We start from the raw sequence: 25,388 nt of genomic DNA on the forward strand, positions 1-25,388 counted from the left end.
AGGAGATGCAAAGCCGGCTCGACGAATCCCGCCGTCGTCGGTGTTAGCCGCGCCACACCCGTTCCTACAGTGACGGACGCCACCACGCACCACCACGATCCCGTCTCCGTCCGAGACGTGCGACCTGACTCCGCCCGCGTGGTCTCGCACGCCCACTCACGCAAAGGTTTTGCCATGGACGCCATGTTCCGGACGTTGGGGAAGATCCCCGGCGCGCTCCTCATCGTGCCGCTGTTCCTCGCCGCGATCATCAACACCCTCGTGCCAGAGGTCCTCGACCTCGGCAGCTTCACCACCGCGCTGTTCCGGGACGGCGCACTGCCCCTCATCGCGATGTTCTTCTTCGTGATGGGCTCGCAGATCCGCATCAAGTCGGTCGCCTCCTCGCTGGAGAAGGGCATCGTGATGCTGCTCGGCAAGTACGTCGCCGCGCTGCTCATCGGCTTCTCCGTCGCCTGGTTCACGCCCAACGGCACGCTGTTCGGCCTGGTCCCGCTGGCCATCATCGCCGCGATGGGCAACTCCAACGGCGCCATGTACATCGCCCTGACCGGGCAGTTCGGCAACAAGTCCGACAAGGGCGCGGTCGCACCGCTGTCGCTCAACGACGGGCCGTTGCTGACCCTCATCGCACTCGGCGCCGCCGGCCTCGCCGACTTCTCGGCGAAGGCGCTGCTGGCGGTGTTCCTGCCCATCGTGCTCGGCTTCATCGTCGGCAACACCAGCACGATCGCCCGCGAGTTCCTCGCCCCCGGCGAGAAGATCATCCTGCCCTTCGCGCTGTTCGCCATCGGCGCGGGCATCGACCTCGGTGTCCTCGTCAGCGCGGGCTCGGTCGGCATCCTGCTCGGCGTCATGACCGTGGTCATCTCGGGCGGCATGGCGATGGGTGCGCTCCAGCTGTGGCACGTCGTCCGGCGTCACCCGAAGCCGACGCGCAACCTGATCGGCGGGGCCTGCGAGGCCACCACGGCCGGCAACGCCATCGCGACCCCGGCCGCCGTGGCGCTGGCCGACCCGTCCTACGCCGACGTGCAGGCGGTCGCGACCTCTCAGGTGGCTGCGGCCGTCGTGGTCACCTCGGTGCTCATCCCGTTCGTGGTCGTCGCCGTCGACCGGTGGCAGCGCAAGCGCGGCGTCACGCCGGAGGCCGAGGAGGCGCTCTACGAGCCGGACGCCGCCCGCGAGGCAGATCCGCAACCGGCCTGACGGCACCACCTCGACGAGGGGCCGGGACGACGGCGCGTCGTCCCGGCCCCTCGTGCTGGTCGTGGACGGCGGCCGCTCACCGGGCGGCGAGCAGCCGGCGCAGCGTCAGGCCCAGGTGCAGCTCGAGCCGGACCCGGCCGTCGTCGAGGTCGAGGCCGGTCGCCTCGCGGATGCGGTCGAGGCGGTAGTAGAGCGTGGTGCGGTGCACGTGCAGGTCGATCGCGGCCGCGGCGCCCGAACCTCCCCGGTCGAGGTAGGCCTGGAGGCTCTCGAGGAGGCGGCCGGAGGGGTCGACGGCGAGGAGCCGGTCGAGCGCCGCCGGCACGGCGGTGTCGTCGAGCTCCTCGGCGGGGATGCGGAGCAGGACCGAGAGCGGGCCGAGCTCGCCCCACCGGGCGGTGCGACCGCCGAGCACGGGCACGGCCCGGCAGGCCAGCTCGGCCTGGCGGCGCGAGCGCCACGCGTCGCCGGGGTCGGCGACGGGCTCGCCGATGCCGACGCGGCTGCCGAAGCGGTCGGCGGCGAACGAGTCGACGTCGCCGAGCAGGGCCTCGGCGTGCGCCGCGACGACCTCGTCGGCGAGCGCGACGGGCGAGGCCAGCACGAGCACCCCGCGACCGTCGGCGACGGCGTGCAGCGTCGCGCCGCGAGGCAGGCGCGGTGCCGACTCGAGCGCGTGGCGGAGCGCGAGGTCGACCTGGTCGTCGTCGGGCGCTTTGCCGGGGGACTCGACCGCCTCGAGGACGACGACCTGCAGGTGCCGTGCCGCGGCGAGCAGGCCGCGCGACTCGAGCTCGCGGACGGCGTCCGCGCGGCCGGCGGCCTCGGGCCCGAGCCACGCCAGCAGGTGTCGCTCGAGGGCCTGGCTGCGCTCGTCGGTGGCGTGCCGCTCGGCGACGATGAGGCCGGCCGCCTCGCGGGCGAGGTCCTCGACCAGATCGATCTCGGCGGCCGTGAGGTCCTGGTCGCGATCGATGACCACGATGAAGCCGAGCAGCTCGCCGTGCAGGCGCACCGGCGCGACGAGGCGGGCCAGGAGCTCGTGCTCGGTCGAGGGCGGCACGTGACCGGCCCGGGTCCACCGGCTGATGCCGTGGCCGAGGAGGTAGCCGATCGGCCCGCTGCCGGCGTTGCGGTGCAACATCGCGCGGATGCGCACGGGGTCCTCGTCGCCGAAGTGCTCGCTGGCGAGGACGAGGTGGATGTCGGGATCGTTCAGCACCACCGAGCGCCCGAGTCGCCGGCCGAGCGCGTCGATCCTCTCCTGGATGTCCGACGTCACCGTCGACAGGCTAGCCCGGCCCGACGGGATCAAGCCGGGACGGCGAGCGCGGCGTCGGCCATCGACGGCAGGAGGAGCACCTTGCCCGCGTCGCCGCGCATCAGGTCGAGCGCGTCCGGCAGGCCGCTCAGCGGCAGACGGTGGGTGACGAGTCCGTCGAGGTCGACGCGACCGGCGACCACGAGCGAGGTCAGCTCGTCCCAGGTCCGCCAGATCGACCGGCCCCAGCTGCCACGGAGCGTGAGGCCGCGGGTGATGAAGGTGCGTGTCGCGGGCACGGCGAGGTCGCCCGGCGCCAGCCCGACGACCATGACGGCGCCCTCGTTGCGCACGTGCCCGAGCACGGCCTCCAGGGCAGGCATCGCCCCCGAGCACTCGAAGGCGACGTCGAAGCCGCCGCGCTCGCGGGTGCGGCGATCGGCCGCGGCCACGGGGTCGTCGCCGACGTCGACCGCGACGGCGCCACGCTCGGCGGCGAGCCGTCGGCGGTGCGCGTTCGGCTCGCTGACGACGACGCTGCGCGCGCCCAGCGCCTCGGCGATCTCGACGAGCACGAGGCCGACCGGGCCGGCGCCGGCGACCAGCACCGACGAGCCCGCGAGCGGCACGGGCGAGCGCAGGACGGCGTGCATCGCGCTGCCGGCGGGCTCGAGGAGGGCGGCCGACTCGAGGGAGACCTCGTCGGGCACCTGGTAGCAGCTCGCGGCCGGCACCACGACGCGCTCGGCGAAGGCGCCGTCGCGGTCGACGCCGAGCAGCGACAGCTCGGCGCAGTTGTGGCCGTCACCGTGGCGGCAGGGCCAGCAGTGCCCGCAGGCGAGGTGGGTCTCGACGCCGACGCGGGCTCCGAGGGGCACGCCGGTGGTGTGCGGGCCGACCTCGACGACCGTGCCCCCGATCTCGTGACCCATCGTGATCGGGAGCACGAGGCCGAGAGCCTGGGCGGCGGGGCCGTGGGCGTAGAGGCTGGCGTCGGTGCCGCACACCGAGGTGGCGGCGACCTCGACCCGGACCTCTCCGGGGCGCAGCGCCGGCTCGGAGCGATCGGTGACGAAGGTGCAGCCGGGGCCCGGCTCGGCCTTGATGACGGCGCGCATGCGCAGGTACTCCCTCGCTCGGTGGTGACGGCCCGTGGATGTGGGCGTGGATGTGGGCGTCGCCACACTCTGCGACGTCGCCGCCGTCGTCCGGCACCGACCGCCGCCGAGTTGTGGCACGGCTCCTTCCTGCCCGTGTCGAAGGCGCGCGCCGTGCCGGGCCGCGGCGCCGGGGTCTTCCGACTGGTGTCGAGCCGAGGCCGCCCCGCGCTCGGCGAAGGTCGGTTGTGACGAGCCGCACGCTGCCGCACGGTGGACGCCGTACCTGCACGACCTGCACGACCCGAACGACCCGCACGTCTCCCAGGAAGGACCCGCATGTCCTCGGTCTCGATCGTCGGCTGGCAGCACAGCCCGTTCGGACGCCTCGCCGCGCCCGACACCACCACCCTCATGGCCGAGGTGGTGCCCGGCGCCCTCGCCCACGCCGGGCTCGGCGCGGCCGACGTCGACGCGGTGTTCGCCGGCGTCTACAACAATGGGTTCTCCACCCAGGACTTCCAGGCCGCGCTCGTCGGCGTCGGCACGCCCGAGCTGGCGCAGACGCCGGCCACGCGGCTCGAGAACGCCTGCGCCACCGGCTCCGCCGCGCTCTACGCGGCGTGCGACTACGTCGAGGCCGGCCGCGGCCGGGTGGCCCTGGTCGTCGGCGCCGAGAAGATGACCGGCGTCGCGACGGCGCGGGCCTCCGAGATCCTGCTCTCCGGCTGCTACGGGCCCGAGGAGGCGGAGGTCGACGGCGGCTTCGCCGGCGTGTTCGCCGGCATCGCACGGGCCTACGCCGAGCGCTACGGCGACCCGACCGACGCGATGGCGCGGATCGCGGCCAAGAACCACCGCAACGGCGTGTCCAACCCCTACGCCCAGCTCCGCAAGGACCTCGGCTACGAGTTCTGCCGCACGGTCTCGGACAAGAACCCCCTGGTCGCGGCACCACTTCGCCGGACGGACTGCTCGCTGATCTCCGACGGTGCCGTCGCGCTGGTCGTGGCCTCGGCCGACGTCGCCGCCACCGCTCCGCAGCGGGTGCGGTTCCGGGCCCGCGCGCACGCCAACGACGCCCTGCCGCTCTCGCGGCGCGACCCGGTCGAGTTCGCCGGCGTGCGCCGGGCGTGGTCGGCCGCGATGGACCAGGCCGCGATCACCACCGGCGACCTCGACCTCGTCGAGACCCACGACTGCTTCACGATCGCCGAGCTGATCCAGTACGAGGCCTTCGGCCTGGCCGAGCGCGGACAGGGACACCGGGTGCTCGAGGAGGGCCTCACCGAGGCCGACGGCAAGCTCCCGGTCAACCGCTCCGGCGGGCTCAAGGCCAAGGGACACCCGATCGGCGCGACCGGCGCCTCGATGCACGCCATCGCCGCCATGCAGGTGACCGGGACGGCGGGCGAGATGCAGCTGCCGACGGCCGACCTGGCCGGCGTCTTCAACATGGGCGGCGCCGCCGTCGCCAACTACGCGAGCGTCCTGGAGGCCTGGTGAGCACCCGCGGCGGTTCCCGGGTGCTGCCCGACATCGCGCAGCGCACGACGAACCTGGCGACCCTGCTGCGGCAGACGGCGGCGCGCCTGCCCGACGAGACCGCGCTGGTGCGCGGCGACGTGCGGTGGACGTGGCGCCACCTCGACGACCGCGTCGACGCGCTCGCCGAGGCCCTGACCCAGCAGGGCATCGGCGACGGCGACGTCGTCATGCTCCACGCGCCCAATGCGCGCGACTACCTCACCGTCATGTTCGCCACCTGGCGGGTCGGTGCGGTCATCACGCCCACCAACGCCAAGCTGACGCCCTCGGAGGTGCGCCGCCTCGCCGACGTCGTCCGGCCCGACCTGCTCGTGGTCGAGGAGGGAGCCGACGGCCACGTCGACGCGCTCGGCCTGCCGGCGTGGACGCTGTCCGACGGGCCCGGCACCGACGTGCTGCCGCACGTGGGCGCACTCGTCGAGAAGCACCTCGGCGCCCGCGTCGCTGACGCGCTGGTCGACGTCGGGCAGCCCTGCTGGTTCTTCTTCACCTCCGGCTCGTCGGGCCGGCCGAAGGCGGCCGTGCTCACCCACGACCACATGGCCTTCGTGGTCACCAACCACATCGCCGACCTGATGCCGGGCCTCGGCGTCGACGACGCCACGCTCGTGCTCGCGCCGCTCTCGCACGGCGCCGGCGTGCACGTGCTCACCCACGTCGCGCGCGGTGCGGGCGTCGTCCTGCTGCCCGGCGAGTCGCTCGACGCCGAGGAGGCCTGGCGCTTGGTCGCCGAGCACCGGGTCTCGACGATGTTCACGGTGCCGACGATCCTCAACCGGCTCGTCGCAGCGGTGGACGACGACACCGACCACTCCTCGCTGCGCTACGTCGTCTACGCGGGTGCGCCGATCACGCGCCGCGACCAGGCCCGTGCGTTCGACGTCCTCGGCCCGGTCGTGGAGCAGTACTACGGCCTGTGCGAGGTCACCGGCGCCATCACGGTGCTGCCGCCCGCGCTGCACGCCGACGTGCCCACCCACGAGGGCATCGTGACCGCGGGCTACGCCCGCACCGGCATGACCATCACCGTCCAGGACCCCGACGGCCGCATCCTCGCACCCGGCGAGCGCGGCGAGATCTGCGTCGTCGGCCCGGCGACCTTCCGGGGCTACCTCGACCACGACGAGGCCAACGAGAGGTCGTTCCGCGACGGCTGGTTCCGCACCGGCGACCTCGGCGTGCTCGACGGGTCGGGCTGGCTGTTCATCACCGGCCGCGCCTCCGACATGTACATCTCCGGCGGCTCGAACATCGACCCGCGCGAGGTCGAGGAGAAGATCCTCGCCCATCCGCAGGTGCGCGCCGTCGGCGTCGTCGGCGCCCCCGACGCCGCCTGGGGCGAGGTCGGCTACGCCGTCGCGGTCGTCGACGACGGGCTGGGGGCCGACGAGCTGCTGGCGTGGTGCCGCGAGCACATGGCGCGCTACAAGGCGCCGAAGGTCGTCCACCTCGTCGACCAGCTGCCCACCACGGCCTACGGCAAGGTCACCACGCCCGTGCTGCGCACGCTCCTGCAGGACGCCGGCCGCTGGCCCGAGGGGTCGGTCCGATGACCCTCGCCCCGCCCGTGCTCGTGCACCCGGGCCCGGTCGCCGACGAGCGCGTCGTCGCCGTCGCGACGCGGCTGGTCGCGCACGAGCTCCCGCTGCCCGCCGGCGTGCCCCTGCTGACCGCGCTCGACGACGTCCTGCACGCCACCGGGGCCCGGTCGGCGTGCGGCGAGCTCGTCGGTGGCCGGCTCGCCGAGTTCTCCTACTTCATCCCCGACGTCGGGGCTCCCGGCGGACCGGTCGCCAACTTCAGCCCGCCGCACACCGGCCGCGCCCCGGCCCGGCTGGTCCGGGGCGGGCTCACCGTGGGGCACCGCGACGGGTCGCTGTTCGCCCACAGCCACGCCCTGTTCGTCGACGCCACCGGCGAGCGCCGTGCGGGTCACCTCATCCCCGACTCGGTCGTGCTCGGCGACAACGTCCTCGCCCGGCTGTGGACGGCGTCCGACGTCGCGCTCGAGTCGGTGCCCGACCCCGAGACCGGCATGACGCTGTTCGTGCCCCGCGCGACCGCCGAGCCGGACGCCGGGCCGGACGCCGGGCCGGACGCGTCGCGCGGCGGCGTCGACGCCGTGATGTGCCGCGTGCGGCCCAACGTCGACCTGGTCGGCGTCATCGAGTCGGTGGCCGACGCCCAGGGCTGGGACGCCGCCCACGTCCGCGGGCAGATCGGCTCGCTCGTCGGTGCGCACCTCCGCCGTCCCGACGGCTCGGTCGACGTCGTCGACGGCCCGGCGACCGAGGTGATGTACGTCGACGGCACCGTGCGCCGCGCCGGCGGGCGGATGACCGCCGACCTGACCGCCGGCCTGGTCGACCGACACGCCCGGTTGCACGAGGGCGCCCTGGTGGCCGGCCTCAACCCGGTCGCGATGACCTTCGAGCTCACCCTCACCCGCGCGTCGACGGACGCCTGAGCCGGGCGGTCGGGGTGATCACCCCAGCGGCTCGGCCATCTCCTGGATGCGGCGGGTGGCGAGCTCGATCATCAGCTGCGCGGCGGGGGAGAGGACGGCGCCGGAGCGGTGCACGACCGCGAAGGTGTCCCACACCCGCGGTCGCAGCGAGACGAACCCGGCGCCGGGAGCCAGGCGCGGGATGAGCTGCTCGGCCGCGCCCTTGGGGATGACGCTGTCGGCGAGGCCCAGCCCGACGAGCTCGACCGCCGTCTCGACGTCCTCGACCTCGATGCGGGTCTGTGGGTTGCGGCCGGTCTCGTGGAGCAGCTGGCGCAGCAGCTGACGGGTGGAGTCCTCCGCACGCCAGGTGGTCTCCGGCATCACCAGGGTGGCGAGCGAGAGGCGGTGCGCGGTGACCGGCGTCGCCAGGCGGGCGTGGTCGGCGCTGACGTAGACCAGCTCCTCCCGGGCGACCGGGATGATGTCGATGCCCTCGCTCTGCACGCCCGCGACGGCGAGCATCGCCGCCTCGAGGCGGCCCCGGCGCAGGTCGTCGGCGACCTGGGTGGAGTTCTGGCCGACCAGCTCGACCCGCACCCCGGGGTAGCGGGTCAGGACGTCGGCGATCAGGCCGGCTCCCGCGTAGAGGCGCGCGACCCCGAACATGCCGAACCTGATGGTCCCGGTCTCGAACGCCTTGACGCTCTGCACCGCCTGCCGTGCCTCCTCGACCGAGGCCAGCACCTTCTCGGCGTGCGGTCGTAGCGTGTCGCCCACGGTGGTGGGGACGACGCCCCGCCCGACCCGGCGGAACAGCTGCACGCCGAGCGACTTCTCCAACGCCCGCACCTGCTCGGAGACCGACGGCTGCGCGTAGCCGAGCTCGTCGGCGGCCGCCGTCAGCGAGCCGTGCTCGTAGGTGGCCAGGAAGCACCGCAGCTGGTGGAGCGAAAGCATAGGTCTCTCCTAGGGATCGTGCTGGAAAGCAAGGCTACCCCTTGGCCGGTTCGCGGCTCATGCTGGAAGCATGTTCGTTCACCACTGCACCGCCTGCTCCCGTCGCCAGCTCATCTTCCCCAGCCTCGTCACCGGTGTCGTCCCCTCCGGCGACGGCCTCGTCCTCGCCTTCACCTGCTGGTGCGGCGCCGAGCAGACGACGGTCACCGACAACGTCTTCACGGCCCCCTTCGAGCCGACCACCGTCGAGCCGTCGACCGTCCTCGACGACGCCACGGCGGCGGCCTGAGCCTGCCGTTTGGGTGGCTGCGGGGACCGTTCCCTATACTCGACCGCGCTGCTCGAGGTGATCGGGCGGCAGGCCGCCTTAGCTCAGTTGGTAGAGCGAATCACTCGTAATGATTAGGTCGTCAGTTCGATTCTGACAGGCGGCTCAGACACACAGCCCCTGACCTGCAGAGATGCGGTCAGGGGCTGTAGTCGTTCGTGGCCCCCGGGCCCAGAAGTCCGGTGAAACTCCGGTGAAACTCGCCAGCGGTCATGGGCGCCGGTCGGTCCTCGTCGGTCCTCGTCGGCTCTCGACGTACGCGGTCGGTCTAGGCGGAGCAGCGCGAGCGGCCTTCTGCGCCTCGGCGCCCCTAGGCGGCGATAAGACGCACTCTCAACGATCCCGGATGGCGGTGGGCACGCGGAGCATCACACCTCATCAAGCGTCCCTTTGCTGGATCGAGGCACTCGCGTCCGAAAGTCAAACGAGCAACCTGGGCCGGGCCGCGACCGCTTGTCAGTTACGTTCACGACGCCGGCATCCCTCAACGTTGAGGGGTGAAGTGCCACACTCCGTAGCGTGAGTGACCTCGGAGCGACCAACGGCACAGCGCCAGGCACTCTCGTGCAGTTGGGTGCCGCGGCCGGCGAGGACGTGAGCGATCTCCTCCGCGGCCGTGGGAGTTTCAGCAGGAACAACGAGGTGTCGCCGGCCCTCGCGGTCGTCCTCGCAGCGGTTCTACTCGCCGCCACCGAGCAAGTCAATGCACGCAAACTCGCAGCGTTCAGCGTGACTTCGCGGGAGGAGTTGTCGATCCTGCAGTTGGCGATGGCGTTTCGGGGCGACGACACCGGGTTGACGGGTGACGTATTTGAGTGGTCGCTGCTGCTGGCGCTTAGCGGAGGCGACGCGGACCTGGCGCAGATCATGACCGATGCGCTCTGGCTCGTGGACGGGATCAGAGTCCAGGAACCGCTGGCGGTGCTGGTGGCCGCTGAACCGGGGCGGCTCGTCGCGTACTCGCCAGATCTTCCCGAGCGGGCTGCTCTTGCCACGGGGCGACGTGGCCGCCCGCCCTACGTCGCGAATTTGCTCGCGTCCGCCGACTCGCGCAGATGGAAGTCGGACTTGGTCATCGGCGGTGACGGCGAGCGGTGGGTGGGAGCATCCTTGAAGTCGAACCCCAGAGATCTGCAGCGGTCCCTACGTCAGGGAGCAGGCACCCCGTATCCACCGCGAATGGGCATCACCGCCAGCTACCGGCCAGGTATCACCCGGGACGCGGCGACGGGTGCAGTGCTCGTGCACGTCCCCGTCGAGGGCCACGTGATGGGACTGTCGAAGTTGGTGCTCACGGACGTGTTGGAAGCCTTCAGCCGCGACCTGGCGCTGCCGGACACCCCGCTTCGTCAGGACGCGACCGGAATAGGTCGCCAGCTCTACCGATGGCAGAACAGGACAGTCGCCTACGTCGCGAACATTCTCCTGCAGAAGGCCGCGGACATTTCCCCCATGCACCGATCCCTACCGACGACCACAGGTGCCAGCGAGCCCGACGCGAACGGTGCGCTAATTGCCATCAACACTCTCTCTTCTGAGGAGTGGGATCCCGAACGCGGGCCAGGAAGGTCTTCTAGCGAAGTGCGCCGTCGCTACGCTCAGTTCGACCCCATCGACTGATCAATGGTTCGAGTTCTCGGTTGAAAGGTGGGTCTGCACGTCGGCTCAACGCGACAGTCGGGCTCGCGGGTTGCGGCAACCAGCACGGATTGTCGGTTGCTTCTGTGCGTTCGCGTCAGCCTGAAGTCGCGTCAAGAGGTCAGCCAACGACTCTCAGCGCTACTCGCTTTCGGATGGACTGAGCCAGTCGGTCGCCTCTCTCAGAACGAGTCGACGGAACCCGCCCAAAAGTCGGTGTTCTGCGCTAAGACTGCGACATGGGGTTTGACGTTATCCAGGGAGGTCGCGGAGAGATGACAAGCGGTTGGGCTCGTTTCTGGGCCGTTGATCTTCACGTACACACGCCCGGATCAAGTGACGCCCGGGACGAGGACTTCGGTGCGGCAGCAGACATTGTTCAGGCTGCTCTCGACGCTGGGCTGGACGCGATCGCGGTGACCGATCACAACACGGCGTCCTGGTGCAGCCAGATGGCTGAGGCTGCCGAAGGCACCAACCTGGTCGTGCTACCTGGCTTCGAGCTCAGCACCAGTGATGGACACCTGCTTGGAATCTGGGAAGAAGGCACGAATCCTTCGACGATCGAAGACGTGCTCATCCGGCTCGGCATTGAGCGCAGTCGTTTCGGTGACCTCAATGTTGTCTCTGCGAAAAGCATGGCTGAGTGCGCATCCGAAATCCGCGAAAAAGGCGGCCTTGCGATCGCTGCGCACATTGACAAAGAGCGTGGCATTCTTACCCAGCCTGTGCAGACGCACGTCAACCAGCTGCTGGCCGACCACAACATCGAAGCTTTCGAATACGTGCTGGCCGAGACGCCCACGAAGGTTTCGGCCAAACTCGGGGACGTTCGTCGCCCGGCGTTGATTCAAAGCTCCGACGCCTACGACGCGAAGCTCAGTCGTCACGCCGCAACGGGTATCGGCATTCGGCGTTCGTGGATTAAGGCGGCGCGCCCAGATCTTTGTGGACTCCGTTACGCGCTTGAGGATCACGAGCTGCGCGTGAGGCTAACCGATCCAGCGACCGCGGCTCCGCATCCAACGATCAACTCGGTTTCGATCTCTGGCGGCTTCCTGTCGGGTACGGCATTGGAGTTGAGCCCAGACCTTAATTGCCTGTTGGGCGGCACTGGCGCCGGCAAGTCACTGGTCCTAGAGGCGATCCGTTTTGCGCTGAACCAGCAGGTCGACGGCGAACTCTTCAGCACGATCCGCGATGAGGTCGACCGCCGGCTGAAAACCGCTCTCCGTGAGGGAACAACGGTTGCTGTCGAGATCAGTACGCCCACCGAGCAGTACCGCGTGTCGCGGACGTTCGCGGTTGCGGGATCTACTCCCGTGGTCGAGCAGGACGTTGCCGACGAATGGGTTCGGGTCGACCACGACCCGGCCGACCTCCTCACCGTCGCCGCTTTCTCGCAGGGGGAGATCCTCGAATACGCAAGGCAGCCCGTCGGTCGGGTAGGACTCGTAGACGCCAAGCTCGACCTGACTGACGTTGATGACCGGATCGCGAAGAGTGAATCCAAGCTTCGTGAGAACAGCACCGCTCTGATCGGCGCCCGCGACAAGGTTCGAGCGCTCACCGAACAAGCCGCCGAAGCGAAGAGCCTCAAAGAACGCGAGCGTGAATTGTCGGCACTCTTCGATGATGACCTCGTCAAGTCTCAGGCGCGCTGGACATCCGAGCAAGCGAAGCTCGCAACTTTGGTCGATGCTGTCGATGACATCGTCTTCGTCCGGCCGAGTGAGCCCGACGCCGCCACGGCGAAGATGACGCCGGAACACGATGAGCAGTTCGAGAAGATCCGCGTCGCTCAGGCGGGGTTCAAGGCCGCTGTTGACGCGGCTGAAGAGCTGGTCGCTGACAGTCTGGTCAGACTCAAGGCTGTCTTAGACGAGGTCAAGGGTGAACTGGATACCGAGTTCAACGCGTTTAAGAATGCGCTCGATGAGACGCTGGAGAAGTCGGGGGCAACGTCCCTCACGCGCCTGCGCAGTGAACTTGAAACGGCGCAGACGAACCTCAGCAAGGCCGAGGCTGCCGGGCAGACGTTGAAGAATGAGGCGGAGCCCACCTATGAGCGGCTCGTCGACGAGCGCGAGACCTTGCTTGGCCATCTCAAGCAGGCACGCGATGACCGACGCACGCTACGAAGAGCCCGCGCCGCAGATCTCAATCGCAAGACCTCTGGCTTCGTCAAGATTGACGTCCCCGCGAAGGGAGATGTGACTTCCTTCCGCCGAGCGCTGGACGCACTGAAGGTCGGTTCACGAGTCCGTGAGCACGTGCTCGATCTGATCGCCGAGAACATCCGGCCGTACAACTTTGTCCGTGCACTCTGGAGTGGCGATCCCTCGAAGGCTGGTGATCTCCCCGACGGGGTCACGTCGTTGGATCTCGCCCGACTGCTAACGACGGTAGGCGACCGCGACCTGTGGGCGCAGCTACTGGATGCTCAACTGATCGAGACGCCTGATGTCCTCAAGGTGAAGTTCCGCAAGCCCGAGGGGCGGGACTACGTCAACATCGAGGATCTATCGCACGGTCAGAAGTGCACCGCCATCTTGGTCATATTACTCGCTGACGGTGCGACGCCGGTACTCATTGATCAGCCCGAGGACGCGCTGCACGCACCCTGGATCGAGGAATACCTTGTCGACCGCCTCCGACAGTTGAGGGGCTCCCGCCAGTACATGTTCGCGACGCGGAGCCCTGGGTTGGTTGTAAGCGCCGACTCTGAGCAGTTGATCACAATGCGTGCCACAGCCGGCAAGGGTGAGGTCGAGGCGCGCGGTTCTCTCGAGCGCTACGATCTCAACAATCTGGCACTCCACCACCTAGAGGGCGGCAAAACCCCCTTCGCCAGGCGCACTCGAAAATTAGACGCCTCCCTAACTCCTAGGCTTTGATGGACGCTTAGCGAAGAGGTTTGCCAAGCCGCGCGGCAATTGGTAACTACAACGCAAACTCGCCCGAGGTTGACCAGCAAGTGCGGTAATTCGGCGCTGTCTCACTGCGAGCAAGGCTCGAACGGTTGGCGAAATTGTCATCCTGCGAGTCACGCGCCCGAAGTGGACGTCTGAGCTGCTGAGCCACGTTCGGGAGTGGCGTCGTTCTGGGCGACGTGCGCGCCGTGCCCGCTAGACGCCGGCGACGTACGCGGTGAGGAAGTGGACGCCGTGGCGGTCGAGGTTGCCTCGGGCGCGGTCGTAGTGCTCGGTGGTGCGCGGGTCGGCGTGCCGGGCGAGGATCTGGGCGTCGCGTAGCGGGACTCCGGCGTCGAGGGCGTTGGTGATCGCAGCGTGGCGTAGCGAGTGCGGGCTGATGTGTCGCGGGATCGCTGCGGCATGGGCGATGCGCTGGACCATCCGGTACACGTCACGTCGGTCGACCGGTTTGCCGGTGAGCGGACGCAGGATCAGCGGTCCGGCCTGCCGCTCGCCTCGGCATGCCTCGAGCACTCTGAGGACCGGGATGGTGATCGGCATCGTGGCGGGCTTGTTGCCCTTGCCGACCAGGTGCAGGACGCGGTGTCCGCGGAGCGTTTCGGCGTAGTCCTCGATCCGGACAGCTGCCGCTTCGGAGGCTCGTAGGGCGTTGATGCCGAGCAGGTAGGCGAGTGCGCCGTGGTGGACGGTGGGGTCTGCTGCACTGATCGGTGACATCTGATCTGCGTCGATGTGTGTCGGCGCTGGAAGGATGTGCACCATGCCGAAGGCGTTCCCGAAGGAGTTCCGCGAGGACGTGATCCGGGTCTTCAGGGACTCGGATTCCTCCATCGCTCAGGTCGCGAGGGACTTCGGTATCTCGCCGTCGTGCCTGAAGCGGTGGCTCACGATCGATGATCGGAGGTCGGCCAGCCCGTCGTCGGCCGGCCGGGCCGCGAACGAGTCCGATGCGCTGCGTGAGGCGAACAAGCGGATCAAGCTCCTCGAGCAGGAGAACGAGGTCCTGCGCCGCGCGGCCGCGTACCTGTCGCAGGCCGTCCTGCCGGGAAAATGATGTACCCGCTCGTCCGCGAGCTGGCCGTTGACGGGATCCCCGTCGCGGTGACGTGCCGGGTGCTGAAGATCGCCCGCCAGCCCTACTACCGCTGGCTCACTTGCCCGGTCACCGACACCGATCTCACTGCCGCCTACCGGGCCAACGCGCTGTTCGATGCTCACCGCGACGACCCGGAGTTCGGCTACCGGTTCCTCCTCGACGAAGCCAGGGATGCTGGCCAAGCGATGGCGGAACGGACAGCGTGGCGGATCTGCTCGCAGCTGGGCTGGTGGTCAGCGTTCGGGAAGAAGCGCGGCAAGAACGGCCCGCCGGTCCACGACGATCTCTGCGCAGTCGTCGACAAGCACGGCGTGACCCGCCACGAGTTCACCGCCAACGGCCCGAACGAGCTGTGGCTCTCCGACATCACCGAGCACTGGACCCGCGAAGGGAAGCTCTACCTCTGCGCGGTCAAGGACGTCTACTCCAACCGGATCGTCGGCTACTCCATCGACTCACGGATGAAGTCCCGCATCGCGGTGGCTGCGCTCGATAACGCCGTTGCCCGGCGCAACGCCGAAGGCGCGAGTGTGGCCGGTTGTGTCCTGCACACCGACCGCGGGTCGCAATTCCGTAGCCGGAAGCTGGTCCACGCGCTCAACCGTCACGACATGGTCGGGTCGATGGGCCGCGTCGGCGCGGCCGGCGACAACGCGGCCATGGAGAGCTTCTTCTCTCTGCTGCAGAAGAACGTCCTCGACCGCAGGTCCTGGAACACCCGAGAGGATCTGCGGATTGCGATCGTGACCTGGATCGAGAGGACCTACCACCGCCGCCGTAGACAGGCTGCTCTCGGCCGATTGACCCCGGTCGAATACGAGCTGATCATGCTCCCAACCGCCACTCAGGCGGCCTAACCCAACCTGTCACCGGATGATGCAGCAGACCCGATGGACTTGTGCCGGGTCTGGGCTCGTCAGGACTATTTCGGCGTCGCGACGTCTCAATCAATGTGGGCGTTCATCAGTTCACGCGCCGAGTACTCGTCGCGCTCGCGGACGACCTTGATGACCTCGACATGGTCGCCGTGCCTGTCGGCAAATCTCGGCGGACAACGAGCCTGCGACGCTGAGGGCCCACGGAGGGCGTAGTCATAGCCGCCGGCTCTGGGGTGAGTGGCTCACGATCGACCGATCGGCGCTAGGCGGTGGAGCTGGGTGACGTGCGCGGGTTCGAGTTCGTCTATGCCCGAGGCGCCCAGTAGCTGCATCGTGCGGACGATCTCGGCCTCCAGGATCTCGATGGCCTTCATGACGCCCTGGCGGCCGCCGGCCATCAGGCCGTAGAGGTAGGCGCGGCCGATCATCGTGAAGTCGGCGCCCAGCGCCATGGCAGCCACGATGTCGGCGCCGTTCATGATGCCGGTGTCGACGCCGATCTCGACGTCGGATCCGACCTCGCGGACGACCTCGGGGAGCAGGTGGAACGGTACGGGTGCGCGGTCGAGTTGGCGCCCACCGTGGTTGGACAGGATCACACCGTCGACACCCAGTCCGGCCAGCTTCTTCGCGTCCTCGACGTTCTGGACGCCCTTGATCACGATCTTGCCGTCCCACATCGACCGGATGACGTCGAGATCGTCGAAACTGATCGTCGGGTCCATCGCGGAGTTGAGTAACTCGCCGACCGTGCCGCCGGTGGAGCTGAGCGATGCGAACTCGAGCTTCGGCGTGGTGAGAAAGTCGAACCACCACCACGGGCGGACAGCGGCGTTGACGATCGTCTTGAGCGAGACCTGCGGCGGGATCGAGAAACCGTTGCGCTTGTCGCGGAGGCGGGCGCCGGCCACGGGGGTGTCGACTGTGAACTGCAGCGTGTCGAAGCCGGCGGCCTGCGCGCGCTCGACCAGCCCGTAGGAGATCTCGCGGTCGCGCATGACGTACAGCTGGAACCAGTTGCGCCCGTCAGGGTTGGCGGCCTTGACGTTCTCGATCGACGTGGTGCCCAGGGTCGACAGCGTGAACGGGATGCCGGCCGCGCCCGCGGCACTGGCGCCGGCGATCTCTCCCTCGGTCTGCATCAGCCGGGTGAAGCCGGTAGGGGCGATCGCGAACGGGAGCCGCGACGGACCGCCGAGGATCGTGGTCGAGGTGTCGACCGACTCGGCCGGACGTAGCACGCGCGGGCTGAACTCCACGTCCTCGAACGCCTGGCGGGCCCGGGCCAGCGACACCTCGCCCTCGGCGGCGCCGTCTGTGTAGTCGAACGCGGCCCGCGGGGTACGGCGAGCGGCGATCCGGCGGAGGTCGTGAATGGTGAGGGCCGCCTCGAGTCGCCGTCTACTCGGGTTGAGGACCGGCTTCTTGAACCGCAGCAGCTCGAAGATCTCGCGAGGGTTCGGAACCTGGCGCCGGGTCATGGGTTGCCTTTCGTCGTCAGCCCGCAAAGCGTGCGGTGCACGCCGGACGGGCCTCGGTCGCACGGGGTACGTAGAGGCGCAGGAGGAACAGGGGCCAGGTCGCGGCCGAGAGTCCGCACACGGTCGTGAGCCAACCGATCTCCCGCGCGTGCCGGAGGCCTCACGGCCCATCGAGCTCGCCCGGGTCCCAGCGCTTGTGTCGCGTGGTCGTGAACCAGCGGCTGTCGGTGCTCGTCCCCGGTCATGCCCACGCCACCGAGAAGTACTGGGTCTCGGTGAACTCGGCGAGTCCCTCACGTGCGCCTTCGCGCCCTAGACCGCTCTGTTTGAGGCCGCCGAACGGCGCAGAGGGGTCCGAGACGAGCCCGCGGTTCACGCCGACCATGCCTGCATCGAGACCCTCGGCCAGGCGGAGCGCGCGGTGCAGGTCCCCGCTGAAGACGTATGAGGCAAGGCCCATCTCCGACTGGTTGATCATCGTCATCAGCTCGGCTTCGTCGTGCCACCGCACGATCGGCGCGACGGGGCCGAACAGCTCCGTCTCCAGGATGTCCGCGTCGGGCGCTACGTCGACGAGCACGGTCGGCGGGTAGAACCAGCCCGCGGACGTGAGGACCTCGGCCCGATGTGCCACGCGAGCGCCCGAGGCGACGGCTTCCTGGACGACCTTCTCGAGGTCGTCGACCGCCTTGCTGGAGATGAGGGGCCCGATCTCGGCGCCCGAGGCGGCCGGGCCGACCGTCAGGGCCTCGACCGCCCGGCCGAACCGGGCCACGAACACGTCGTGCACCGCCGCGTGCACGTAGAACCGGTTCGCCGCGGTGCAGGCCTGTCCGCCGCCACGGAACTTGGCGAGGAGTGCACCGGCCACCGCCGCGTCGAGGTTGGCGTCGTCCGCGACGACGAACGGGGCGTTGCCGCCCAGCTCCATCGAGGCGTTCACGATGCGGTCGGCGGCTTGCTTCAGCAGCATCGTGCCGACGCGGGTGGAGCCGGTGAAAGAGATCTTGCGGACGCGGGGGTCGGACAGCCAGGTCCTCGCGATGCCTGAGGAGTCTGTGCCTGGCACGATGTTGACGACGCCAGCGGGGACCCCGGCCTCCACCAGGAGGTGGCCCACGGCGATCGCGGTCAGGGGTGTCTCGGACGCCGGGCGCAGGACGACCGTGCACCCCGCCGCGAGGGCTGGGGCGATCTTGCGGGTCGCCATTGCGGCCGGGAAGTTCCACGGCGTGATCAGGGCCGCGACGCCCACGGGACGGTGCGTGACGATCGTGCGTGTCCCACCGGCGGGTGACGAGCCGTAGTCGCCGCCCGGGCGGACGGACTCCTCGGCGAACCAGCGGAAGAACTCGGCCGCGTAGCCCACCTCGGTGCGCGCGTCGGCCAGGGACTTCCCGTTCTCCAGCGAGATGATGGTCGCGAGTCGATCGAGGTCGCGGTGCATGAGCGCGAAGGCTCGGCCCAGGATGTCGGAGCGCTCGCGGGGCGCGGTTGCCCGCCAGGCATCGAACGCGGCCGCCGCGGCGTCGACGGCGCACGTGGCGTCGCGCAAGTCGCCGTCGGCCACGTGGTCCACGAGCGTGCGGTCGGCGGGGTTCTGGACCTCGAAGAGACCAGAGCCGCCGCTGCGCCACCGTCCGTCGATGAGGATCCCGTGGGCGGGGTCGATGCTGACGAGATCGTGGGTGTTCACGGATACAGGCCTCTCTGGACGTGGGCTTGGGCGACGCGCTTGACGGCGAGGCTCGTCGCCGCGGCGCGCAGAGTGAGGTCGGCGCGCCGGGCGTACTCGAGCACGTGCTCCCAGGCGGTGGTCATGCGGGCGGCGAGGCGCTCCTCGACTTCGCCCTCGGTCCACCAGTAGGCCTGGTTGGCCTGGACCCACTCGAAGTACGACACGATCACGCCGCCGGCGTTGGCGAGGATGTCGGGAACGACCGTGACGCCACGCTGCGCGAGCACGGCGTCTGCGTCGGCGGTGGTGGGGCCGTTGGCGCCCTCGACCACGAGCTGCGCGCGGACGCGGTCGGCGTTCCCGGAGTGGATGACGCCCTCGACGGCGGCGGGCACGAGCAGGTCGACGTCGAGCTCGAGCAGGTCGTCGTTCTCAATCGGCTCGCCGCCGGCGAACCCGACCACGGAACCGGTCGCGTCTACGTGCGCCTCGAGGGCCGCGACGTCGAGGCCGTCGGCGTGCTGCACGCCGCCGTACTGGTCGCTCACCGCGCGCACGGTCACGCCCGCGTCGCCGAGGAACCTGGAGGCGCCCCGTCCGACCTTGCCGAAGCCCTGGACCGCCGCGCTGGAGCGCGTCGGGTCGAGGTCGAGGTGCCGCAGCGCCTCGAGGGCGACGTGGACGACACCACGTGAGGTGGCCGTGGCCCGGCCCAGTGATCCGCCGAGGCTGATCGGCTTTCCGGTCACGACCCCTAGCACGGTATGGCCACGTCCGACGGAGTAGGTATCCATCATCCAGGCCATGGTCTGCTCGTCGGTGCCGATGTCCGGCGCCGGGATGTCGTGAGCCGGACCGATCAGCGGAGAGATCTCGGACGTGTAGCGGCGGGTGACGCGCTCGAGCTCGGCGGCCGAGTAGTGACGCGGGTCGATGGCGACGCCTCCCTTCGCGCCCCCGTAGGGCACATCGAGCAGGGCGCACTTCCACGTCATCCACATCGCGAGGGCACGCACCTCGTCGAGGTCGACCTGCGGGCTGTATCTCAGGCCGCCCTTGGCCGGCCCTCGGGAGTAGTTGTGCTGCACACGGTGCCCGGTGATGATCTCGACGCTGCCGTCGTCGCGGCGCAGCGGGATGCAGACCGTCAGCTCGCGCCGAGGGGTCGCGAGAAGGTCGAACGTGCCTCGGTCGAGGCCGAGCAGCTTGACCGCGTCGGCCAGTTGCCGGCGCGCGTCGACGAGCGGCGAGCTCATCGCTGCGAAAGGTGGACGCAAGGGGACATCATGCTCTTTCGGTAACCTAACGAACGTTAGGGGCAACGTACACGCCGACATCGAAGCTGGCTAGGGTCCGGCAAGCCGAGTTCGACCAGGTCATGGGGGAGTGGACGGCGAATGTTCTGATGCAGCGACGCGCTGAGGCGGATGGCCGCAGATAGCCCGGCTGGCCAATCTAGTGCGCCTCTTGCAATCAGCGCCTAACGATTGGTAGGGTCGATGCATTCGAGGCCCGCGCCGACGCAGGCGGGGGCCAACAGGCGAAACCGGAAGGGCCTAGTCGTGGCATCTCAGTTCGTGGTCACCAACCCCGCCAGCAACAAGGTTGAGGCGACGTACGACCGTATCGACGCGAAGCGCCTCGAGTCGGCCCTCGCGACTGCCGACGCAGCCCAGCGTGAATGGCGGACGACCGACCTCGCGAAGCGCGCTGACGTCCTCCGCGCGGTTGCAGGACTCATGGAGGAGCGCAAGGACGACCTCGCGGCGACCATCTCCCGCGAGATGGGCAAGCGTCACGTCGACGCCAAGGGCGAGCTCGACATCTGCATCGCGATCCTGGGCTACTACGCCGACCACGCCGCCACCCTCCTGGCCGACGTGCCGGTGCCCTCCTACGACGGAGCCCGGGCCTACGTCCGCAAGTCCGCCACGGGCGCGTTGCTCGGGATCATGCCGTGGAACTACCCCTACTACCAGGTGATCCGGTTCGCTGCCCCCAACATCGTCGCGGGTAACACCGTGCTGGTGAAGCACGCCTCTCAGTGCCCCGAGTCGGCCCTCGCGATCGAGACCCTCTTCGCGGATGCGGGTGCCCCCGTCGGCGTGTACACGAACCTGTTCGTCGACCACGCACAGCTCGAGACCATCATCGCTGACCCGCGCATCGCCGGGGTCTCCCTGACCGGCAGCGAGCGCGCCGGCTCGACCGTCGCCTCGCTCGCCGGCCGGCACCTGAAGAAGGTCGTGCTTGAGCTCGGTGGCTCCGACCCCTACCTGGTCCTCGCGACCGACGACATGGACGCCACGATCGTGCACACGACCAAGGCCCGGATGAGCAACGGTGGCCAGTCCTGCAACGCCGGCAAGCGATTCATCGTCGTCGAAGAGCTCTACGACGAGTTCGTCGCCAAGACCAAGGCCGCCTTCGAGGCGCACCAGCCGGGGGACCCCTTCGACGACGCGTCGACCTTCGGGCCGATGTCGTCGGAGGGCGCAGCTGTAGAGCTCGTCGAGCAGGTCGAGGATGCCGTCGCCCACGGCGCCACCGTCCTGGTCGGGGGCGGGCGCCCTGACCGCGAGGGCGCGTACGTCGACGCCACGGTGCTGCTCGACGTCCCCCGCGAGGCGCGGGCCTTCGAGGAGGAGCTGTTCGGCCCGGTCTCGGTGATCCACCGGGTGCCCGACGTCGAGGCGGCGATCGAGCTCGCCAACGAGAGTCCCTTCGGGCTGGGCGCGGCTGTCTTCCACACCGACGTCGCGGTCGCCGAGGAGGTGGCGAGCCGCATCGACGCGGGCATGGTCTTCATCAACCAACGGGAGGGCGGCGGACCCGAGATCCCCTTCGGCGGCACCAAGCGGTCGGGCTTCGGCCGTGAGCTCGGACCGTCGGGGATCGAGGAGTTCCTCAACCACAAGCTGATCTACGTGCCCGCCGGTTCCTGACCGCGACGACCCACACCCGGAGCCACCCATGTCCCACATGCCCAAGATCGCGATCATCGGCGGCGGCGCGGCCGGTCTGAGCACGGCGATGTACACGGCCGAGCTCGGCTTCACCAACATCGTGGTGTTCGAGGCGCACCACCCCGCAGAGGGATCGTCCGGCCGCTCGGCCGGGATCTTCAACCGGCAGACCAACAAGGTCGAGGAGCTTCAGATGCGGGCCTTCACGGCCCGGGAGCTGGAGCGGGTCTCGACCTGGAGCGACTTCTCGCTGGTGCGGCGGGGCTACGTGCGCGTCGCCAAGACTGCTGAGCAAATGACGGCCTACGCGCAGGCACGTGAGCTGCAGGACGAGCTGGGCGTACCGGGCGAGCTGCTCGACCAGGCCGGTCTCGCCGCGTTAGTCCCGGGCATGCGCGTGGACGACTTCGTCGGCGGTCTCTACGGCCCCAAGGACGGTCACATGGACGGGCACGAGCTGTGCGACGCGTTCCGCATCCGCGCGGTCGCGCTGGGCGCGAAGGTCCGTAACCGCACCCGGGTCACGCGCGCCGAACGGGTGGGCGGCCAGGTCCGCCTGCACGGTGCGGGCGGCGCCGACCTCGGGACGTTCGACATCGTGGTCAATGCGGCCGGGCCCAGCGCCCCGGCAGTGGCCGAGGTCCTGGGGGTTCAGCAGAACGTCGTGAACGAGCGGCACCAGATCTGCATGGTCGAGTTCGAGGACCGGCCGGAACGGCGCATCCCCGCGGTGCAGACCTACGTGCCGGGATCGGGCCAGGAATCGCTGTGGGTCCGGACCGAGGGGACCGGGTCCCTGCTGGCGGGGCTGCACACTCAGGAGATCCGGAGCGGCGGCGAGACGATCGACCCCGAGAACTTCAACCTCAAGATCGACCCGGACTACGCCGAGGCCATCGGTGAGGAGATCCTCTCGCGGTTCGAGGGGTGGGAGGACCTTCGGTTCTCCGGTGGTTGGTCCGGTCTCTACCCCGTCAGCGCCGACGGGCGCTTTCAGATCGGTCCGTACCGCGACCGGCCCGACATCGTGGCCGTCGGCGGGCTAGGCGGGGTCGGCCTGACGAACGCCCCCGCAGCCGGTCGTACCGCCGCGGAGTGGATCGTCCACGGCGAGCCCACCACCTTCACCTTCGCCGCCGAGCTCGTGCCCGACCGGCCGAGCCTGGCTCTCGGGAGCTGAGCGCCATGCATGCCCTGTTGACGAACGACGACGGCTTCGACAGCCCCGGCCTTGCCGCTATCCGAACCGCGCTGATCGGCGCAGGACACGACGTAACGGTCGTCGCGCCCGACGGGAACCGCAGCGCCACCGGGCACGCCGTGACGATCCGTCCGGCGCTCGAGCTGCGCCGGGTGACGGACGCGGGCGAGCCGCAGGCGATCTACGCGTGCTCCGGACGACCCGCCGACTGCGTCCGCGTTGGCCTGTTCACCGACGGCCTGTGGCCTGCGGTCGACGTGGTCGTCTCGGGTATCAACATCGGCATCAACCTGGGGCACGACGTCAGCTACTCGGGAACCGCGTCCGCTGCTGCCGAGGCGACGCTCCACGGTGTCCGCGCGATCGCGTTCTCCCAGCAGGGCACGGCGGGGGGAGCGCCGTTCATCAACCACTCCGACCACGAGTACCGGCTGACCGGCTACGCCGTGCGCCTCGTCGAGGCGTTCGTCGCGTCGGAGCCCTTCAAGAGCATCTTCCTCAACGTGAACCTGCCGCACGAGCCGACGGGTGACCCGTCCCTGGTCACGCGGCTCGGTCGGCGCTACTACCGGTCGCGGGTGATGCCCACCGAGGTGGCCGAGGGCCGCTGGACCGTGGCGCCGTACGACTCCGCCGATTTCCCGGACCCCGGCTTCGAGGACGAGCCGGGTACCGACTTCCACGCGACGCTTGCCGGCCAGGTCGGCATCACGCCCGTCGACGCTGACCGCCGACCAGAGGGTCACGACTCGCGCGCCTGGGTCGAGCAGGTCATTGCCCGCGCCGGCGACGTCACGCTCGACTGACCAGCGACCGACCAGCCATCCGAACAGGGGATGACATGACTGACGCACCGACCGCCGCCGACGCGACCCGCTTCACGTTCGCCGACGACGTGGAGCCTGGTTCACGCCAGGCCGTCCTCGAGGTCCTGGCTCAGCTCGACGCCCCGGGTCTCGATGGTCCGGTCGCGATCCGTCGCCTCGAGGGCGGAGGCAGCAACGAGAACTTCGTGGTCTCCACCAGCGAGGTCGACCTCGCGATGCGGCTCGCCGGCCTGATGACCGAGCGGTTCCTGTTCGACCGTCCACGGGGGCTCGACGCCCACCGGCACGCCTTCGCCAGCGGCCGCGTACCGCGCTTGTACTCCTCGGTGCTGCCGGAGGGTCACTGCCTCTCGCAGCTCGTGCCGGGTCGCACGATGACCGCCGACATCCTGGCCGAGGACGACGTGATCGAGCTGTGCACGGAAACGCTCCTGAAGGTCCACCACGCCGAGCCCATCGCCGGCCGACGTTTCTCGATGTTTCAGGACGCCCGGACGTGGATCGACGTCGCGCACGACGAGGGCCTGCCGCTGCCGGACGACATCGCCGCGATCGAGGCGATGCTGGAGCGGCTCGAGGCGCTGTTCGACTCGCTCGACGTGCCCGACCGGCTGTGCCACAACGACCTGCAGGTGCAGAACTACCTGATCGAGCCCGGCCGGGCCTGGCTCGTCGACTGGGAGTACGGCGCGATGGGGACGCCCTACTCGGACCTGGCGATGCTCATCCACTACGGCGCGCTCGGGCCCGAGGGTGCGTCGCGTGTCTTCACCGCCTACCTCGGGGTCGACCGGCCGTGCGACCATGCCCGCGCCCTGCTCATGTACTTCGGTGCGGCCATCCGCGAGGCCGCATGGTCGGTGATCGCCGAACCCGTGCTCGGCCCGGTCACGGGCTACGACTATGCCGGGTCGGCGCGTCGCTTCTTCGCGGCCACGGCGACATTGATGCAGGACTCTGAGTTCGAGGCCGCGCTCGTCGTGGGCGGTCCGAGCGACGACGACGCCGCCGTGTTCGCGCAGGCCGCCGAGCGAGCCCGTCGATGACGGCCCGGTCCGCAGGCAGGCTCGAAGGCAGGACGGTTGTCGTGACCGGTGCCGCGCGGGGCATGGGCGCGGCGCACTGCGAGGTGCTCGCCGCCGAGGGCGCTTACGTCGTCGCCACCGACATCGACGGTGCGGTCATGGCGACCGCGCAGCGGGTCGGCGCGGCGGGGGGCTCGGCGACCGGAGTGGTCCACGACGTCGCCTCCTCGGACAGCTGGGCCTCGCTGGTCGCCGACGTCGTGGCGCAGCGCGGCACGATCGACGTGCTGGTCAACAACGCCGGTGTCCTCGACATGCGGGACGCCGTCGACATCGAGGAGAGCGCGTACGAGCGCGTCGTCGCGGTGAACCAGCGGGGCACCTTCCTCGGGCTGCGCCACGTCGTGCCCGTGATGCGACGCGCCGGAGGCGGCTCGATCATCAACGTCAGCTCCGTCTACGGCCTCGTCGGCACCGCGGGGTACCTCGCGTACTGCGCCTCCAAGGGCGCCGTCACGCTGATGACCAAGAGCGCCGCGGTGACCCACGGGCCCGACGGTGTCCGGGTGAACAGCGTCCATCCCGGCGTGGTGTTCACCGAGATGCTGGAGCAGGAGCTGGCCGGGCTCGGTCCCGACTCGCTCGACGCCTTTCTGCAGGCCACGCCGCTGCGGCGGGGAGCGCGCCCCGACGAGGTCTCCGGATGCGTGCTCTTCCTCGCCTCCGACGACAGCTCCTTCGTCACGGGCGCCGAGATCGTCGTCGACGGCGGCCTGATGGCCGGCCGCTGACCCTCATTCCGCCTCACCGTCC

General features: G+C 69.7%; 20 protein-coding genes and 1 tRNA gene. 14 read left to right on the forward strand and 7 right to left on the reverse strand.

Annotation, left to right across the window (positions count from 1 at the left end):
- Positions 1 to 174 precede the first annotated feature (174 nt).
- Positions 175 to 1,209: a 2-keto-3-deoxygluconate permease gene (locus ABFT23_RS04620; RefSeq protein WP_347892924.1), complete on the forward strand. Its 1,035-nt coding sequence runs from the start codon at positions 175 to 177 to the stop codon at positions 1,207 to 1,209.
- A gap of 76 nt (positions 1,210 to 1,285) precedes the next feature.
- On the opposite strand, the gene ABFT23_RS04625 is transcribed toward ABFT23_RS04620, so the two are convergent.
- Positions 1,286 to 2,491, reverse strand: coding sequence for a PucR family transcriptional regulator (locus ABFT23_RS04625; RefSeq protein ID WP_347892926.1), 1,206 nt, complete (start codon positions 2,489 to 2,491; stop codon positions 1,286 to 1,288).
- Between the two features lie 29 nt (positions 2,492 to 2,520).
- Positions 2,521 to 3,588, reverse strand: coding sequence for a zinc-dependent alcohol dehydrogenase (locus ABFT23_RS04630; RefSeq protein ID WP_347892928.1), 1,068 nt, complete (start codon positions 3,586 to 3,588; stop codon positions 2,521 to 2,523).
- Between the two features lie 318 nt (positions 3,589 to 3,906).
- On the opposite strand from ABFT23_RS04630, the gene ABFT23_RS04635 reads away from it, so the two are divergent.
- Genes ABFT23_RS04635 through ABFT23_RS04645 form a run of 3 tightly spaced genes read left to right on the forward strand, consistent with a single transcriptional unit; the run spans position 3,907 to position 7,582 of the window.
- Positions 3,907 to 5,073 carry an acetyl-CoA acetyltransferase gene (locus ABFT23_RS04635; RefSeq protein WP_347892930.1) on the forward strand — a complete coding sequence of 389 codons (1,167 nt, stop codon included), beginning with the start codon at positions 3,907 to 3,909 and terminating at the stop codon, positions 5,071 to 5,073.
- Entirely contained in the window at positions 5,070 to 6,668 is a 1,599-nt protein-coding gene (locus ABFT23_RS04640; protein ID WP_347892932.1) for an AMP-binding protein, read from the forward strand. Before ABFT23_RS04635 ends, ABFT23_RS04640 begins: the two co-directional genes overlap by 4 nt.
- Positions 6,665 to 7,582, forward strand: coding sequence for a PCC domain-containing protein (locus ABFT23_RS04645; protein WP_347892933.1), 918 nt, complete (start codon positions 6,665 to 6,667; stop codon positions 7,580 to 7,582). Before ABFT23_RS04640 ends, ABFT23_RS04645 begins: the two co-directional genes overlap by 4 nt.
- A gap of 18 nt (positions 7,583 to 7,600) precedes the next feature.
- On the opposite strand, the gene ABFT23_RS04650 is transcribed toward ABFT23_RS04645, so the two are convergent.
- Complete coding sequence (locus tag ABFT23_RS04650; RefSeq protein WP_347892934.1) at positions 7,601 to 8,521, reverse strand: LysR family transcriptional regulator; 921 nt, start codon at positions 8,519 to 8,521, stop codon at positions 7,601 to 7,603.
- A gap of 70 nt (positions 8,522 to 8,591) precedes the next feature.
- On the opposite strand from ABFT23_RS04650, the gene ABFT23_RS04655 reads away from it, so the two are divergent.
- From ABFT23_RS04655 to ABFT23_RS04670, 4 genes are all read left to right on the forward strand, one after another.
- Complete coding sequence (locus tag ABFT23_RS04655; RefSeq protein WP_347892935.1) at positions 8,592 to 8,810, forward strand: hypothetical protein; 219 nt, start codon at positions 8,592 to 8,594, stop codon at positions 8,808 to 8,810.
- Between the two features lie 72 nt (positions 8,811 to 8,882).
- A tRNA-Thr gene (locus ABFT23_RS04660) sits at positions 8,883 to 8,955 on the forward strand.
- Positions 8,956 to 9,368: 413 nt separating this feature from the next.
- A complete protein-coding gene (locus tag ABFT23_RS04665; RefSeq protein WP_347892937.1) occupies positions 9,369 to 10,469 on the forward strand; it encodes a hypothetical protein in 1,101 nt (366 codons plus the stop codon).
- Positions 10,470 to 10,726: 257 nt separating this feature from the next.
- Entirely contained in the window at positions 10,727 to 13,384 is a 2,658-nt protein-coding gene (locus ABFT23_RS04670; RefSeq protein ID WP_347892938.1) for an AAA family ATPase, read from the forward strand.
- Between the two features lie 231 nt (positions 13,385 to 13,615).
- Here the strand turns inward: ABFT23_RS04670 and ABFT23_RS04675 are convergent, their stop codons facing one another.
- Positions 13,616 to 14,254 carry a tyrosine-type recombinase/integrase gene (locus tag ABFT23_RS04675; RefSeq protein ID WP_347892939.1) on the reverse strand — a complete coding sequence of 213 codons (639 nt, stop codon included), beginning with the start codon at positions 14,252 to 14,254 and terminating at the stop codon, positions 13,616 to 13,618.
- On the opposite strand from ABFT23_RS04675, the gene ABFT23_RS04680 reads away from it, so the two are divergent.
- A protein-coding gene (locus tag ABFT23_RS04680) for an IS3 family transposase (RefSeq protein ID WP_347892941.1) occupies positions 14,184 to 15,376 on the forward strand; the annotation gives its coding sequence in 2 pieces (ribosomal slippage) (positions 14,184 to 14,468 and positions 14,471 to 15,376; 1,191 coding nt in all). The two genes, ABFT23_RS04675 and ABFT23_RS04680, sit on opposite strands and share 71 nt — an antisense overlap.
- Before the next feature lie 263 nt (positions 15,377 to 15,639).
- Here the strand turns inward: ABFT23_RS04680 and ABFT23_RS04685 are convergent.
- The 3 genes from ABFT23_RS04685 to ABFT23_RS04695 all read right to left on the reverse strand — a co-directional run bounded on the left by ABFT23_RS04685 (position 15,640) and on the right by ABFT23_RS04695 (position 19,812).
- A complete protein-coding gene (locus tag ABFT23_RS04685) occupies positions 15,640 to 16,878 on the reverse strand; it encodes an alpha-hydroxy acid oxidase (protein WP_347892943.1) in 1,239 nt (412 codons plus the stop codon).
- Between the two features lie 241 nt (positions 16,879 to 17,119).
- Complete coding sequence (locus tag ABFT23_RS04690) at positions 17,120 to 18,574, reverse strand: NAD-dependent succinate-semialdehyde dehydrogenase (RefSeq protein WP_347892945.1); 1,455 nt, start codon at positions 18,572 to 18,574, stop codon at positions 17,120 to 17,122.
- Positions 18,571 to 19,812, reverse strand: a complete 1,242-nt coding sequence (locus tag ABFT23_RS04695; protein ID WP_347892947.1) for a Glu/Leu/Phe/Val family dehydrogenase — start codon at positions 19,810 to 19,812, stop codon at positions 18,571 to 18,573. The genes ABFT23_RS04690 and ABFT23_RS04695 overlap by 4 nt, the downstream gene beginning before the upstream one ends.
- Positions 19,813 to 20,118: 306 nt before the next feature.
- Here ABFT23_RS04695 and ABFT23_RS04700 point away from each other — a divergent pair, with 306 nt between their 5' ends.
- From ABFT23_RS04700 to ABFT23_RS04720, 5 genes are read left to right on the forward strand one after another with little or no spacing between them, the layout of a single operon-like run.
- Positions 20,119 to 21,501: an NAD-dependent succinate-semialdehyde dehydrogenase gene (locus tag ABFT23_RS04700; protein ID WP_347892948.1), complete on the forward strand. Its 1,383-nt coding sequence runs from the start codon at positions 20,119 to 20,121 to the stop codon at positions 21,499 to 21,501.
- Positions 21,502 to 21,538: 37 nt separating this feature from the next.
- Entirely contained in the window at positions 21,539 to 22,702 is a 1,164-nt protein-coding gene (locus ABFT23_RS04705) for an NAD(P)/FAD-dependent oxidoreductase (protein WP_347892949.1), read from the forward strand.
- A complete protein-coding gene (gene surE, locus ABFT23_RS04710; RefSeq protein ID WP_347892951.1) occupies positions 22,618 to 23,529 on the forward strand; it encodes a 5'/3'-nucleotidase SurE in 912 nt (303 codons plus the stop codon). Before ABFT23_RS04705 ends, surE begins: the two co-directional genes overlap by 85 nt.
- A 35-nt stretch (positions 23,530 to 23,564) precedes the next feature.
- Positions 23,565 to 24,596 carry a phosphotransferase gene (locus tag ABFT23_RS04715; protein ID WP_347892953.1) on the forward strand — a complete coding sequence of 344 codons (1,032 nt, stop codon included), beginning with the start codon at positions 23,565 to 23,567 and terminating at the stop codon, positions 24,594 to 24,596.
- Positions 24,593 to 25,366, forward strand: coding sequence for an SDR family NAD(P)-dependent oxidoreductase (locus ABFT23_RS04720; protein ID WP_347892954.1), 774 nt, complete (start codon positions 24,593 to 24,595; stop codon positions 25,364 to 25,366). The genes ABFT23_RS04715 and ABFT23_RS04720 overlap by 4 nt, the downstream gene beginning before the upstream one ends.
- The last annotated feature ends 22 nt before the right edge of the window (positions 25,367 to 25,388 follow it).

Origin of the sequence: Nocardioides secundeburneus (genome assembly GCF_039939255.1) — a bacterium.
In the GTDB taxonomy this organism is placed as follows: domain Bacteria; phylum Actinomycetota; class Actinomycetes; order Propionibacteriales; family Nocardioidaceae; genus Nocardioides.